Origin of the sequence: Devosia sediminis, assembly GCF_016411825.1 — a bacterium.
GTDB classification, from domain to species: domain Bacteria; phylum Pseudomonadota; class Alphaproteobacteria; order Rhizobiales; family Devosiaceae; genus Devosia; species Devosia sediminis.
In genome coordinates this window covers 36,101-50,307 of the sequence record NZ_JAEKMH010000003.1, presented here as the reverse complement: position 1 = coordinate 50,307, position 14,207 = coordinate 36,101, and the positions used below count along the sequence as shown (strand labels likewise).

At 66.4% G+C, this 14,207-nt stretch carries 8 protein-coding genes; 2 read left to right on the top strand and 6 right to left on the bottom strand.

Annotated features, from left to right (window positions below):
- Window positions 1–2: 2 nt before the first annotated feature.
- Both pheT and JEQ47_RS13290 read left to right on the top strand, forming a co-directional pair.
- Window positions 3–2,426, top strand: a complete 2,424-nt coding sequence (gene pheT, locus JEQ47_RS13295) for a phenylalanine--tRNA ligase subunit beta (RefSeq protein ID WP_198876928.1) — start codon at window positions 3–5, stop codon at window positions 2,424–2,426.
- 180 nt (window positions 2,427–2,606) lie between these two features.
- Window positions 2,607–3,896 carry a bifunctional folylpolyglutamate synthase/dihydrofolate synthase gene (locus tag JEQ47_RS13290; RefSeq protein ID WP_198876927.1) on the top strand — a complete coding sequence of 430 codons (1,290 nt, stop codon included), beginning with the start codon at window positions 2,607–2,609 and terminating at the stop codon, window positions 3,894–3,896.
- Between the two features lie 136 nt (window positions 3,897–4,032).
- Here the strand turns inward: JEQ47_RS13290 and JEQ47_RS13285 are convergent, their stop codons facing one another.
- From JEQ47_RS13285 to JEQ47_RS13260, 6 genes are all read right to left on the bottom strand, one after another.
- Window positions 4,033–5,706, bottom strand: a complete 1,674-nt coding sequence (locus tag JEQ47_RS13285) for a glycoside hydrolase family 3 protein (protein WP_198876926.1) — start codon at window positions 5,704–5,706, stop codon at window positions 4,033–4,035.
- Window positions 5,707–5,806: 100 nt separating this feature from the next.
- A complete protein-coding gene (gene trxA / locus JEQ47_RS13280) occupies window positions 5,807–6,130 on the bottom strand; it encodes a thioredoxin (RefSeq protein WP_198876925.1) in 324 nt (107 codons plus the stop codon).
- A 376-nt stretch (window positions 6,131–6,506) separates the two neighbouring features.
- Complete coding sequence (gene trxA / locus JEQ47_RS13275) at window positions 6,507–6,830, bottom strand: thioredoxin (protein WP_198876924.1); 324 nt, start codon at window positions 6,828–6,830, stop codon at window positions 6,507–6,509.
- A gap of 165 nt (window positions 6,831–6,995) precedes the next feature.
- The gene (addA, locus tag JEQ47_RS13270) at window positions 6,996–10,442 is read right to left on the bottom strand and encodes a double-strand break repair helicase AddA (protein ID WP_198876923.1); all 3,447 of its coding nucleotides are present in this window, start codon (window positions 10,440–10,442) and stop codon (window positions 6,996–6,998) included.
- Entirely contained in the window at window positions 10,439–13,462 is a 3,024-nt protein-coding gene (gene addB, locus JEQ47_RS13265; protein ID WP_198876922.1) for a double-strand break repair protein AddB, read from the bottom strand. Before addB ends, addA begins: the two co-directional genes overlap by 4 nt.
- On the bottom strand, window positions 13,459–14,151 hold the full coding sequence (locus tag JEQ47_RS13260; RefSeq protein ID WP_198876921.1) for a nucleotidyltransferase family protein: 693 nt from the start codon (window positions 14,149–14,151) through the stop codon (window positions 13,459–13,461). Before JEQ47_RS13260 ends, addB begins: the two co-directional genes overlap by 4 nt.
- Window positions 14,152–14,207: the final 56 nt, after the last annotated feature.

Here is a 14,207-nt window from a genome sequence, read left to right as displayed (position 1 = left end):
ACATGAAATTCACGCTTGATTGGCTCAAGGAACATCTCGAGACCACTGCCTCGGCCGAGGAAATCAGCAAGGCGCTGACCATGATTGGCCTCGAGGTGGAAGGCGTCGAATCGCAGGGCGCGCGCCTGGAGAAATTCGTCGTCGCCCATGTGGTTTCGGCCGAGCCGCATCCCAATTCCGACCACCTCAATGTCTGCAAGGTCGATGCCGGCACCGGCGAGATGATCGACGTGGTCTGCGGCGCCCCCAATTGCCGCACGGGTTTGAAGTCGGTCTTCGCCTTTCCCGGCACCTATATTCCGGGCAAGGATTTTGAACTAAAGGCCGGCGTGGTCATTCGCGGCACGCCGTCCAACGGCATGCTGTGCTCGGCCGCCGAACTCGAACTCAGCGAAGACCATGACGGCATCATCGAGCTGCCGGGAGATGCGCCGGTGGGTGAAAAGTATGTCGACTATGCCGGCATCAATGGCGTCGTCTTCGACATTTCCATTACCCCCAATCGCGGCGACGCCACCGGCGTCTATGGCGTGGCGCGCGATCTAGCCGCCTTCGGCCTCGGCACGCTGAAAAAGACCGACTTTTCGCCCGTCGCCTCGACCGGCAAGAGCCCGATCGCGCCGCTGCCGCATCAGTTTTCCGCGGATGAACCCAAGGCCATCCGCAAGTTCGCCGGGCGCTACCTGAAGGGCATCAAGAATGGCCCCTCGCCCGACTGGCTGCAGGCGCGCCTGCGCGCCGTGGGCCTGCGGCCCATCAACACCGTGGTCGATATCACCAACCTCGTTTCGCTCGGCTGGGGCCGGCCGCTGCATGCCTATGACGCCGACAAGGTCGAGGGCGAAATGGTGCTGCGCAATGCGCGCGGCGAAGCCTTCGATGCGCTCGACAACAAAATCTATACGCTCGACCAGAGCATGACCGTCATTGCCGACGACAAGGGGCCGCTTTGCCTCGGCGGTATCATGGGCGGCATCCGCTCGGGGGTGACCGACGAAACCACCAATGTGTTCATGGAATGCGCGAGCTGGGACCCCGACCTGATCGCCCAGACCGGTCGCAAGACCGGCATTGTCTCGGATGCCCGCTACCGGCTCGAACGCAATGTCGACCCGGCTCTTACGGAACCCGGCATGGAACTGGCGACGCGCCTCGTGCTGGAGCTGTGTGGCGGCGAGGCCATGGAGCCTGCCATTTCCGGCGAGGACGTGTTCCCGAACACGGTCGTGGAATTCCCGCTGTCCGAGGTCAAGCGCCTCACGGGTCTTTCGGTCGAGCCGAGCGAGATCGACGCCATTCTCGGTCACCTCGGCTTTGCCGTCGAGGGGTCTGGCCCCACGCGGTCCGTCAAAGTGCCAAGCTGGCGTCCTGACGTGACGCAGAAGGCGGACCTCGTCGAAGAAGTCATGCGCATGGTCGGCGTCGACAATGTGCCCAAGGAGCCGCTGCCGCGCCTCAACCATGTCGCGCCGCTGATGCTGACGACGATCCAGAACCGCCGCCGCCTGGCGCGCCGGGCGCTGGCGGCGCGCGGCCTCGACGAGGCGGTGACCTGGAGCTTCATTTCCAATGCCGAAGCCACCCGTTTCGGCGGCGGCACCGAGGACCGGCAATTGGCCAATGCCATTGCCTCCGACATGACCGACATGCGGCCCTCGCTGCTGCCGGGCCTCATTGCCGGCGCCCGCCGCAATGCCAATCGCGGCTTTGCCGATGTCGCTTTGTTTGAAGTGGGGCAAATCTTCCTTTCCGACAAGCCGGAAGGTCAGCACACCTATGCCTCCGGAGTGCGCACCGGAACGGCGGGGCTCAATGGCGCCGGCCGCCACTGGTCGGGCAAGGCGCAGGCGGTCACCGTCTGGGACGCCAAGGCGGACCTTGCGGCCGTGCTCGATGCCCTCGGCGTCGATATCGAAAAGGTGCAGGTCCTGCCCGAAGCCGCCGCCTGGAGCCATCCGGGCCGTGGCGGCCGCGTGGCCCTGGGGCCGAAAGTGACGCTGGGCTGGTTCGGCGAACTGCACCCGGCGCTGGCCGCCGAACTCGATATCGAGGGGCCGGTCGCGGCCTTCGAGATCGATCTCGACGCGCTGCCCGAGCCGCGCAAGAAGGCGACGCGCACCAAGCCGGCCATCGAACTCTCCCAGTTCCAGCCGGTATCCCGCGATTTTGCCTTTGTCATGGATCGTGGTGTTTCGGCCGCTTCCATCCTCAAGGCCGCCCGCGGCGCCGACAAGGGTCTCATCAAGGACGTTGGTATTTTCGACGTGTTCGAAGGCGCGCATGTGGGCGAGGGCAAGAAGTCCGTCGCCATCGAAGTGACGCTGCAGCCCAAGGACCGGACGCTGACCGACGAGGAAATCGACAAGGTCTCGGCGGCAGTGGTTGCGGCGGTGACCAAGACCACGGGTGGCGACCTCAGGAAGTAGCTCTTCACCCTCCCCCGTGCGGGGAGGGCAGCGCAGCTTGCCCCAAAGGGGCTTAGCGGAGCTGGGTGGGGGATCGGCGAGCGCTGTGTACGTGACGCACCCCCACCCAACCTCCCCCGTCAAGGGGGAGGAGCCGGGCCGGTGGCGTAACCGGGTTTGAGTCTATCTTGGGAAATGATGATGTCCCGCACCGACGCCATTCTGGCCCGCCTCAGCAGGCTGCATCCCAAGCTGATCGATCTCAGCCTCGACCGCATGCTGCCGCTGTTGGAAAAGCTGGGCAATCCGCAAGATCGGCTGCCACCGACCATCCATGTCGCCGGCACCAATGCCAAGGGGTCGACCATTGCCTATTTGCGGGCCTTTCTCGAGGCCTCGGGCAAGTCGGTCCATGTCTATAATTCCCCGCACCTCGTGCGCTTCAACGAGCGCATCCGCCTGGCCGGAAAACTGGTTGGTACCCGCAGGTTAAATGCGGCGCTTGAAGAGGTGGAAGCCCTTAATGGCGGGGCGCCGATCACCTTTTTCGAGGTGACCACGGTGACCGCCTTTAAGCTTTTTGCCGAAACGAAAGCCGACTTCCTGCTGCTCGAGACCGGCATGGGCGGGACCTATGATACGACCAATGTGGTCAAGCATCCGATCGGCACCGTCATTACCCCTATCGATCTGGATCATCAGGGATTTCTGGGCAATACCGTTGCCGAAATCGCCGTCAGCAAGGCCGGAATCCTGAAGCGCGGAGCGAAATCGGTGATGGGCCTGCAGCGCGACGAGGCACGGGCGGTGCTGGATCGGGCGGCGCGCAAGCTCGGCATCGCGCCGCTCTGGCAGGGCGAGGATTTCCACGGCACAAGCCGGGATGGGCGCCTGGAGTATCAGGATGAACAGGGTTTGCTCGACCTGCCGCCCCCGGCTCTGCCCGGTCCGCACCAGTTTGAAAACGCCGCCCTCGCCATCGCCGCCGCCCGGCATTTCGACCTGCCGGTGGACGAAAAGGCATTTGCCGAGGGATTGCGGTGTGTCACCTGGCCGGCCCGCATGCAGCCGATCCGCACGGGCAAGCTGCGCGACCTGCTGCCACCGGGCCACGAACTCTGGCTGGACGGCGGGCATAATCCGCATGGCGCCGCGGCCCTGGCCCGGACCATATCCGCTATGCCGAAAAAGCCGCTGGTGATGATCATGGGCATGATGAATACCCGCCCGCCCGAGGATTTCCTGGCGCCTTTCCGGGATCTGCATCCGGCGAAGATTTTTACGCTGACGATCCCGGGAGAGCAGAACGCCCATGGCGCCGAAGAGATCGCCGCCAGGGCCCGCGCGCAGGGTTTTGCGGCCAAGGCCACACGCTCCATCACCACGGCGCTGAAGGCTGCCGCCAAGGTGCCCGATGCAAGGGTGCTGATCTGCGGGTCGCTGTATTTGGCCGGTGATGTGCTGGCGAAGAACGGCACGCGGCCCGACTGAGGCCTTTGCCCATTGGAGAACTGGATCTCCTCACGTCGTCACCACCCGGCTTGCCCGGGTGGTCCATGCGATGGATCGGAAGGATGGATTGCCCGGACAAGCCGGGCAATGACGACCGAACTGGAATCCAGTCAGATCAGTACTTCGCCTGGTCGCTGCCGCAGAAGGCGTCGATGGGGCTCTTGCCGTCGAACGGCTTGCGGCCGAGGAGGCATTCGACGACGGCGGCCTGCATGTCCTCGTTGGAGCCATAGGCGTTGACATAGGTGGGCACGCGCGGCGCGTCGTGGAGGTAATAGGGATAGCCCAGCGACACCATGAGCGTGGGCACATCGTGCCAGTAGCGCTTCATGGCGCCGAAGACATTGCCGGTCAGCGCCCGCCAGTTGAGGAAGATGCGCTGCCGGGTCAGCAGCGTCTCCTCGGCCAGGAGATAGAGGATGAGATCGAAATCCTTGGCGCTGACCTGCAGATCGGGCGTGTATTCGGTGACCTCGAACCCTTCCTGCCGCAACAGGTCGGGCAGCGACAGCGGCAGGGGCACCGGTGCGAAAGGCTGGATGGAGCCGGTCGAAAAGATCAGCACCTTGCGGTGGCGCGCCGGCGAGAGCGGCAGGAGATTGGCGACATCCTTGACCAGGGTCGGCACGCGCGCGGTGACCGAGGCCGCCGTCAGCTTGCTCTGCGAGCGCGCCATGATGACTTCGGCCGTGTTGAGCGCCGGTTCCGGGCGATCCGCCTTGTGGAGGCCCAAGGCTGCCTTGAGCGCCAGGACGCGGGTCACGGCCTCGTCGACGCGTTCCTGGGTCAGGCGGCCATCGGCGACGGCCTTGACCAGCGCCATGAGGTCGGCGGTCGGGTCATCGGAAAAGAGGATGACGTCGCAGCCGGCAATGATGCATTGCGGAATGGTCTCGCCGCGCGGACCCCAATCGCCGAAGCCGGCCATGGGCGTCGCGTCGGAGACGATGAGGCCGTTGAAGCCCAGCCGCTCGCGCAGCAATGTCCGATTGAGAAGAGCGCTCTGGGTGGCCGGGCGATAGGCCTCGGCACCGGCATCGGGATCGAGCTCGCGCACAAAGGCGGGAAAGGCGATATGGGCCGACATGATGCTGAGGACGCCGGCATCGATGGCGGCGCGGTAGAGCCGGCCGAAGGTCTTTTCCCATTCGTCCAAGGTCAGCGGATTGACCGTGGTCACGAGGTGCTGGTCGCGATCGTCAAAGCCTTCGCCCGGCCAGTGTTTCACGGTGGCCGCCACACCCTTGCCCTGGAAGGCGGCGATCTGGGCCAGCGCATGCCGCTCGATGCGATCCACGTCGTCGCCATAGGAGCGGGTGCCGACAATGGCGCTCTGGAACGCCTTGTTGATGTCGATGACCGGCGTAAAGCTCCAGTTGAGCCCCACGGCCCGGGCTTCCTCGGCCATGATGGCCGAAATGGCCGTGGTCGCCTCCACGTCGTCGACGGCGGCAAGGCCGAGCGGGTTGGGCACTTCGGTGCCGAAGGGAAGGCTCATGCGGCTGCCTTCGAGATCGGCGCTCACTGTCATCGGCACGGGGCCGGCGGTGTCGATCTGGCGCATCAGCGCGATTTCATCGGCGAGGTTGGCCGAGAAGATGCGGGTAATGCCGCCGGGCTTGAAGGCGCGCACGGCCTCCAGCGCTTCCTCGGGCGCGCCGCGCGAGAGCAGCACGAAGAGCTGGGCCAGCTTGTCGCGCGCACTCAGCTTGTCGCGGGTCTGGTTGACCCAGGCGATAGCGTCGTCATCGAGATTGAAGGGGGCGGCGGAAAGATCGATGGCAGCCAAGGCGGGCTCCCCGTCCTGTTATCGTTATTGTTGCCCCAGACTTAGCAGAGCCGCCCCGCAGCGGCCAGATTGAAACAAAGGCGGCGAGTGATCAACGCGCTCAGGCGGCGTGCTGCTCGATCCACTTGACCAGTTGCACCCGGCTCTGCCCGGCACCGACCTTGAAGTCGACCGGCTTGCCATTCTTGAAGAGGATCAGCGTCGGCATGGAGCGGACATTGTACTGGACGGTGATGCCGGGATTGCTGTCGACATCAAGCTTGACGATTTTGACCGACATGGCCAGTTCCTCGGCCAGGGCATCGATGGTGGGCGACATGGCCTTGCAGGGCGGGCACCATTCGGCCCAGAAATCCACCAGCACCGGCCTCTCCGAAGCCAGCACTTCCTGATCAAAATTCGCATCCGTCACGCTGAGCGCCATGCATTCCTCCATCGGCATTGGACGATGACGCTAAGGGAGGACGGCGGCGGGGGAAAGAGATGGATTTTTGCGCGTAGCAGCAGGCGTAGTTTTCTTTGGCGTGGAGTGCCTGGGGTCACCCCACCCTCATTCCCTCCCCATCAAGGGGAGGGAGGCGCAGGACCGAAACGCCAATGTTCATCGTCTCCCTCCCCTTGTGGGGAGGGATCAAGGGTGGGGGTGCCCCAACCATGGCCGCGGCCATTCGAGGATAGCTCTCATGGTTTCGTCTCTTTGGGCGCCTTCTCCCGCATGGGGAGAAGGGAGAAGGGAAGAACAAACAAAAACACCGCCGGATCGCTCCGGCGGTGTTTTGAAGTCGAATAGCGGCCCTGGATCAGGCGGCGTGGCTTTCGAGCCATTTGGTGAGGCCCGCCTTGGGCGTGCCGGCGCCGATCTTCATGTCCGCGGCCGCACCACCCTTGAACAGGATCATGGTGGGGATGGAGCGCACGCCATACTGGGCGGCGAGGCCCGGGTTTTCGTCGACATTGAGCTTGACGATCTTCACCTTGCCCGCGAGCTCGGAGGACAGCTCGTCCAGCACCGGCGCGATGGCGCGGCACGGGCCGCACCATTCGGCCCAGAAATCAACGAGGACGGGTTCGCTGGAGCTCAGGACTTCCTGGCCGAAATTGGCTTCGGAAACGGCTTTGGTCATGGTTTTCATGCCTTTTTGGTCTGCTGCAGCCGGTGTGAGGCCCCTGGCCTCATGCACGTGGTGCGACGGAATAGTAGTCCGGCCCGCAACGAAATGTCCCGGTCCGGAGGCGGCGGTCTGTTTGCTCCCAAAGCTGGTGAGAGTCCAGCCTTGCGACAAGTCCGATCACCTGAGGGTGAAATCCGAGCGGGCCGCGTCCAACAGCTCGCTCGGCAGATTCATCAACGATTCCAACTCTGTCCAGAGGATCGCCGCCCGTACGGGCCGTCCGGGGAAGAGCTGGCTTGCAACCAGTGCATACAATCCGACCTGCGTGAGATAGTTCCCCGCCACCGCGTCGGGAGACACGGGTACGCTTGCGTCGGATTTATAGTCGACCACCAGCACGCCGTCTCCGTCAACCACGACGCGGTCGATGCGGCCGCTGAGCAGAGCCGGCTGCTGCTGGTGAAGCACATCGACCCGGAACGGCAGTTCGGCGCGGCTGGCGGGTCCGAAAAGGCGACCAAGTTCGGGCCGCGACAGGATGGAGATGGCCTTGCCGGCCACGCGCACATGCTGATCCGCATGATCGGGCAGCAGCACTTCCAGTGCGCGCGGCGCCACGCGGGACCAATCCGCCCGGTCGACCCGGCCCAGATGCTGCAAGAGGGCATGGAGCGCAATGCCCTCGCGCCGCGCCGCCTCGGCATCGCGAACCGCCTCGGCCTTGGTTTCCAGCACGGTCAGCCGGTCCGCGCTGCCGGCATAGGAGGGGCGGACCAGGGGCACGCGCCGGGGCGGCTGGACCGGCGAAAAGGCCGGCGGTTCGCCGGGCCGGGCCCGGGGTGCGGCGGCAGTTCCGAACCGCGGCGGCACGGCCTCGGGGAAGACGCGGGAAATTTCGGCGCCGGCAGCGTCGAAAACCGGCTGGGCGCGCTCGGCGAGACCGGTTTCTATGGCTTCATACCAAGTCGCGGTGAGCTGGGATTCGGCGCTCGAACCGGCGCCCAGCGCACCGGTGACATAGAGCTCGTCCTCGGCGCGGGTCATGGCGACATAGAGCCGGCGCCAATATTCCTCGGCCAGCGCTTCGTCCGTCCCCTGGCGCAACGCCGTGGTCGCGGGGACGTGCTGGCTTCTGGATGCAGCATGGATCAGCAGCGGGCCAGGCGCCTTGTCGATCACATAGACGCATTTGCCGGTCTGGCGACCAATGGGCTTGGCGGTAGCGTCGGCCAGGATGACGATCGGCGCCTCGAGCCCCTTGGCGCCATGCACGGTCATCACCCGCACACCAGCGCCGCTCTCCGCCAGTTCGCGCTTGATGGTGACGGCGCGGCGGCGCATCTCGGCGGCAAAGCCCTGCAGGGAGGGTTGCGCGCCCTGTTCATGGGCAAGGGCCAGATCGAGCAGTTCGGACAGCACATCGTCGACTTCGCCGCCGAGCCGGGCATGGAAGCGCTTGAGGCCATCCCCGGCATAGAGCACGCCGGACAGGAATTCGAACGGCCGTTCCATGTCGAGTTCGGTGCGCCAGCGCCCGAGGCGCGCGGCAGCGTCCACGGCCCTGGGCATGGTCGAGCCTGACAGCGCTGACCACAGGGTCTGCCCGGGCGCGCGCGGCTGGGCCAGGGCGAGGAGGTCGTCCTCGTCGATGTCGAAGAGCGGCGAGCGCAACAGCGAAGCCAGTTGCAGGTCATCGGCCGGATTGAGCAGCACGTCGATCAGCGCCAAGAGGTCGAGCACGGCAATATGGCCGGTGACGGCCAGCCGGTCGGCGCCGGGGGTCGCGAGGTCTTCGCCCCGGAGGGCGCGGATGATTTCCTGGAACAGCGGCCCGCGCTTCTGGACCAGGATCAGCACGTCGTCGGCGCTGACGGCGCGTCCGCGCTCGCCCAGGACCCGGCCGCTGTCGATCCAGCCTCGGATTTCGCGGGCAATGCGCTGGGCAACGAGCCGGTTGGCGCTGCGCTCGGCCTCGACCACCGCCACCGGCCAGGCCGATGCGTCGCGACTACCCTTTTCCTCCTGCACCGGTGGCCACAGCGTCACCGTGCCGCCCGGCTGTACCCGCGCCGGCTGGTGGATCACCTTGTCTTCCGAGAGGAGCGCCTTCTGGATGTCGGCCCGGTCGCAGACGAGGTCGACGGCATCGAGAATGCCCTTGAGCGTGCGGAAGCTCGTATGCAGGCGCACGCTCTGGAACGGCTTTTCGGCATGGGCGGCGCGGCGCGCCATGTCCTTGCCGGTGGTGCCGAACAAAGCCGGCTGGGCGCCCTGGAAGGAATAGATCGACTGTTTCTGGTCACCCACGGCAAAGATCGAGCGGGGCCGCGTCACCGCTCCGGCGCCGGTGAAGAATTCCTCGGCCAGGGCCCGCACCACGCGCCATTGCTGCTCGTTGGTGTCCTGGCTTTCATCGACGAGGATATGGTCGATGCCGGCATCGAGCTTGTATTGCACCCAGGGACCGATGCTCGCATTGGCGAAGAGATCGCCCAGCTTTTCGATGAGGTCGTCGAAGTCGAGCAGCGCGTGACGGCGCTTGTCGTCCTCGTAGCGCGCGGCAATGGCTGCCACGACATCGAGCACTGCCTCGCTGCGCTCGACAAGAAGCGCGCCGGCCAGTTGCGCCTCGAGCGCGAAGACGCGGTTGCGCTCGCCCTCGAGCAGCGGTTGCAACAGCGGGCGCTGCTTGCGCTGGTCGGCATTGAGGAGGTTGGCGCGCGGCTGCTTGACCTTGTCCTTGTCCGTGGTGACGAAGAGATCACAGAGTTGGGAAGCGCTCAAACGATCCGGATCGAGCCGGGCGACGAGATCGATGAAGCGGGCGCCGCGGGTCCTGGCCGGATCAGGATCGAAACTCCCGACAATGTCCTGCCACACGGCGCGGGTGAGGGCGGTGTCTTCGACGATGGAGCGGGCAATGTCGGCGGTGCTGCCGGTGACGCCGACGAGACGGCGCAACCGGGCCTTGGCGCCCCCGATATCGGAGAGCACGGATTTGAGCCGTGCGCCTTCGCCCAGCGCGGCGCCGATGGCCTCGGTAATGGCGTGGTCGCTGAGCACGCCGAACAGGGTTTCGACCGCCTCGGCATTGGCGCCACCCCGCAGGCCATCGGCGAGCACGGTTTCGCGGGCGGCGAGCAGCATATTGGCCTGCTGATCGTCCTCGATGACGGCGAAGTCGAAGGGCACGCCGGCCTCGATCGGGAAGCGATGCAGCACCGCCTCGCAATAGGCGTGGATGGTGAGGATGCGGAGACCCCCGGGGGTTTCCAGCGCCTTGGCAAAGAGGGTGCGGGCGTCCTCGACCTGGCGTGGCGAAGGCTCGCTGCCGGTCAGGTCGCGGAGCTTTTCGCGCAGATCCTTCTCGTCATCCACGGCCCAGGCGGCCAGCCTTTCGCCGACGCGCTTGCGCATTTCGGCGGCGGCCGCCTTGGTATAGGTGAGGCAGAGGATGGATTGCGGTTTGACGCCAGAGAGGAGCAGGCGCAGCACCCGGTTGGTGAGCACGAAGGTCTTGCCCGAGCCGGCATTGGCCTCCACCCAGATGGACATGGATGGGTCGCTGGCCAGGGCTTGGCTGTGCCTGGTATCGGCGGGGATCTGCAGGGCGCCGCGGCTCATGGCTCCTCCTCGCCGTCCACCGCCGTCCATTCGGCGACCCGCGCCAGATGGTCATAGGCGCCGGCGAAGCGCTGGCCCTTGACCGGCAGCAGGCGCGAGGGCAGCGGATGCTGGCGCAGGAGGAAATAGTCGATCTGCAACTGCATGCGCCGGAACACTTCGTCGGCCACGTCGCTGACGCTCATCCCCTCGGGCAGGGCAAAGCCGCTCGGCTTGAAGGCATCGGGCCCGAGCCCGATCTTGATATAGGTGAGGGCGCTGGTCTTGGCCGGGGCGACGTCGCGAAGGCCGCCATGGACGGCCATCAGCGCCTCGACCGGCAATTGCGGCGCTTCGAAAGCCCGCATCGTGCCCGGGCTCGGGGGCGATCCGGTCTTGAAATCGAGGATTTCGAGGGTCCCGTCATGGAGCAGGTCGACGCGGTCGGCCTGGCCGGTAATGGCGAAGGGCTCGGGGAGTTTCAGGTCCCAGCGCCCGTCCACTTCGGCGCGGCGCCGGAGCACGCGATGGGCGCGTCCCTGCTCGAATTCGAGGAACTGGGCGGCGGCGGTGGCAAAGCGCTTGAGCCAGATGTCGCGGCGTTCGCCGATGGCGTCGAGCCCGGCGAACTCCTCGTTGGCGATCTCGATCAGCCGCTCGAAGGCGCCCGGATCGGCGGGATCGTGGTTCTCGTCGACAAAGCGGGCGAAGATAGCGTGGATGATGGTGCCGCGTTCGCGGGCATCGGGATCTTCGCCCAAGGCATCGAGCGGCCTCAGGCGCAGCACATGCTTGGCATAAAGATCATAGGGCGAGCGCATCAGCGTTTCGACCTCGGTGACCGAGAGCTTTCGCGGCCGCATATGCACGGGCGGATTGGGGACTGGCCGCGGGGCCGGTTCTACGCTGGCCACGGCGTCGACCCGACGCGCCGCGTCGAGCCAGCCCTGGCCGCGTGCGCGCAGCGCCTGGCTGGCATCTTCGCCGATAAAGGCATCGAGGCGCTGCAGGAGGCGCGACGGCAGTGAGGGGCTCGAGCCGACGCGGTCGGCGTAGGCGAGGATGACCTCGGCATTGCCCAGCCCTTGCGCAAAGTCATGCGCGGCGAGGCCCTGCTGGCGCTCGGGCGGCTCCAGGCCCGCGCCCAGGCGCATGCCCCGGCTGAGCCACGGGCCCGGATCGGCGGCGCCCGGCCACTTGTCCTCGTTGAGAGCACCGAGGATCAGCACATCCGGGCTCATCAGCCGCGCTTCGAGCTGGCCCCAGATAGCGATGTCGGTACGCCGATCCTCGGGCACGCGGTGGCGGACCTCGATGCCGGTCATCAGCGCCGCCAGCACATCGTCGAGCCCGAATGGCGAAAAGCGATAGCCCTCGCCGGCGAGGGTCGCCATGCTGTCGACCCAGGCGGCCAGCTCCGCGCCGCCGGCAAGGGACGCATCGGGGCTGATGGCCTCCAGGGCTGCACCCAGGGCCCGGGCCAGGTCCGAAGCAGGTAGGTCGGGGCGCTCCCGCAGAGCAACGAGGGGCGCGATGGCCGTTTCGAGCCGGTCGAACAGGGCACTTATCTCGGCGCCGCGTGCGGGCGAGAGTTTTCGCGCGGGGCGGTTGAGAGTGCCGGCCAGATGCGCGGCGAGGATGGAACGCAGCCCCGCCATGCCCGGCGCGGGGCGCTGCCCGCGCAGGAGGCCCAGGTCTATGTCGTCGGCCAGGGCGAGCAACGCGCCGCGCTCGCTGCCCAGCGTGGTCGCGCGATTGCGCAAGAGCGCCAGGAGATCGACCGCAGCGCAACCACCCTCGACGAGATTAAGGACCTGCCGGGCCAGACGGCCGGCCGGGGCGTGATAGAGCGGCGTGCCCGCGGCGTCGTCGACGACGATATCGAAGCGTTTGAGCTCGGCGGCAATGCGGCGGGCAAGGTTGCGGTCGGGCGTGATGATGCCGACACTCTTGCCGTTTTCGAGCGCGGCGCGGCCTGCCAGCGCCATGGCGCGGGCTTCATCGTCTTCGTTGCGGGCGCGGATGATGGAAACGCCGTCAAGCGCTGCTGATAGCGTTGTGGCGTCAAAGCGCTGCTCCGACCAGAGGGCCGTCTGTGCCGTGGGCGCCAGCGCCAGGTTGACGAGGCGCGTGCGGGGATGATCGGCGGCACAGAGTTCGGTCACCTGCCCGACACCCGCGCCGAAGCGCCGGAGCAGTTGCGCCAGACCATATTGCGGATGGCCATGGGCGTTGGCCAGCGGATCGAGCAGGGCCTCGTGCATGGGTGGCGTGATGTCGAGATCGAGCCCGGGCAGCACCACGGCGCCGCGCGGCAGAGTCGCGATCGTGCCCAGCAACCGTGCGGTGGCCGGAATGGAGCCGGTTGAACCGGCAGCGATGACCGGGCGATCGCCATAAAGAAACCCTGCCGCCCCTGCCTGCCGATCGAGCCGCAGTCCGCGCAGTTGGGCGGCATCGGCAAGGCCCTGGTCAGCGAGCCAGGCTGGCCAGGCGTCGAGCGCGATGCCGAGGAATTTCAGTGTCTGCTGCCAATAATCGCCCAGCTCCTGCGCCATGCCCGCGCCAAGGCCTGCGACATCGGCGGGGCTGCGTTCCTCGATGGCGAGATCGTCGATCAGCATGCCCAGCGAGTCGGCCATGGAAAAGATTTCGGCCGCGGTCGGCGGCGTCGCGAAGGCCTGCCGGCCCTCGCTGGTATGGGCCCAGGCGGCAACGAGGCTCGACAGCTTCAAACGGCGTTGCAGGCCCGAAGCGCGTCCCGGCAGCGGGGCGGCGTCGAAAGGCGGCAGGAACGGTTCTTCATCGCCCGCCTCGCCGCCAAAGGTCCGGAGATCGGGCAGCGCGCCGGTGAAATCAGGATGGGCGGCAAAGGCATCGGCCAGCCGATCCTGGGCGCGGCGCGTGGGCAGGATGATGGTGACATCGGACAGCCAGAACGGACCGGTCCTGTCCCAACCGCCCAGGAGGCGACCATCCATCACCGCCTCGACGAGGCAATGGAGGAAGGGCGTATGCGGAGCGATGGAATAGAGGTTCATGGCTTGAGGGCGGCCTGGGCCGCTTCCAGCGCCGAGGGGTCACCGACATGGAACCAGGGGGCGTCGAGCACGACGCCTTTCAGCGTCTCGCGCTCCAGCGCCGCCTCGAACAGGCGATTGAGGGAAAAGGCGCCGTCGGGGGTATCGGCGAAGAGCCCCTTGGCCATCAGCGCGACGCCGGCATAGATGACCGGCGCGCCATAATCGAGGGTGATCTGGCCCATGGGATCGAGGCAGAAATCGTGGCTGCGGCCAAAGCCAGTGGCGCGATGCGGCTGCACGCAGAGCAGCACGATGTCATCAGGCCTCGCATAGCGCGCCTGCATCCGCGCCAGGGGCGCATCGCTGCCCGGGGGCCAGAAGGCGTCGGTATTCATGACGAAGAACGGGTCGGAATGGAGCATGGGCAGCGCCGCCTTGACCCCGCCGCCTGTGCCCAGCAATTCGGCCTCGCGATTGACCTTGAGGAGCCCCCCGAAATGGGCCAGCAGCTGATCGGCGCGATAATGGGCATTGGCGACAAAACGCGTCGCGCCTTCGGCCCTGGCATTGGCGATGATGCGCTCGATCAGCGGCGTACCCGCCACCGGCACCAGCGGCTTGGGCACGGTTTCGGTGATGGGGCGCAGGCGCGTGCCGAGCCCGGCCGCGAGCAGCATCACATCAGGGAATCGGGCGCTTTTGTCCATGCCCGGTTAGATCAGGCGCGGGGTGGACATGTCCAGCCCGCAGCCTGTGAGCCTGG

Coding starts and splice junctions, on each gene's coding strand:
- pheT (WP_198876928.1), top strand. CDS start 3: ATGAAATTCACGCTTGATTGGCTCAAGGAACATCTCGAGACCACTGCC.
- addA (WP_198876923.1), bottom strand. CDS start 10,442: ATGAGCCGCGGCGCCCTGCAGATCCCCGCCGATACCAGGCACAGCCAA.
- JEQ47_RS13260 (WP_198876921.1), bottom strand. CDS start 14,151: ATGGACAAAAGCGCCCGATTCCCTGATGTGATGCTGCTCGCGGCCGGG.
- trxA (WP_198876924.1), bottom strand. CDS start 6,830: ATGACCAAAGCCGTTTCCGAAGCCAATTTCGGCCAGGAAGTCCTGAGC.
- JEQ47_RS13290 (WP_198876927.1), top strand. CDS start 2,607: ATGTCCCGCACCGACGCCATTCTGGCCCGCCTCAGCAGGCTGCATCCC.
- trxA (WP_198876925.1), bottom strand. CDS start 6,130: ATGGCGCTCAGCGTGACGGATGCGAATTTTGATCAGGAAGTGCTGGCT.
- addB (WP_198876922.1), bottom strand. CDS start 13,462: ATGAACCTCTATTCCATCGCTCCGCATACGCCCTTCCTCCATTGCCTC.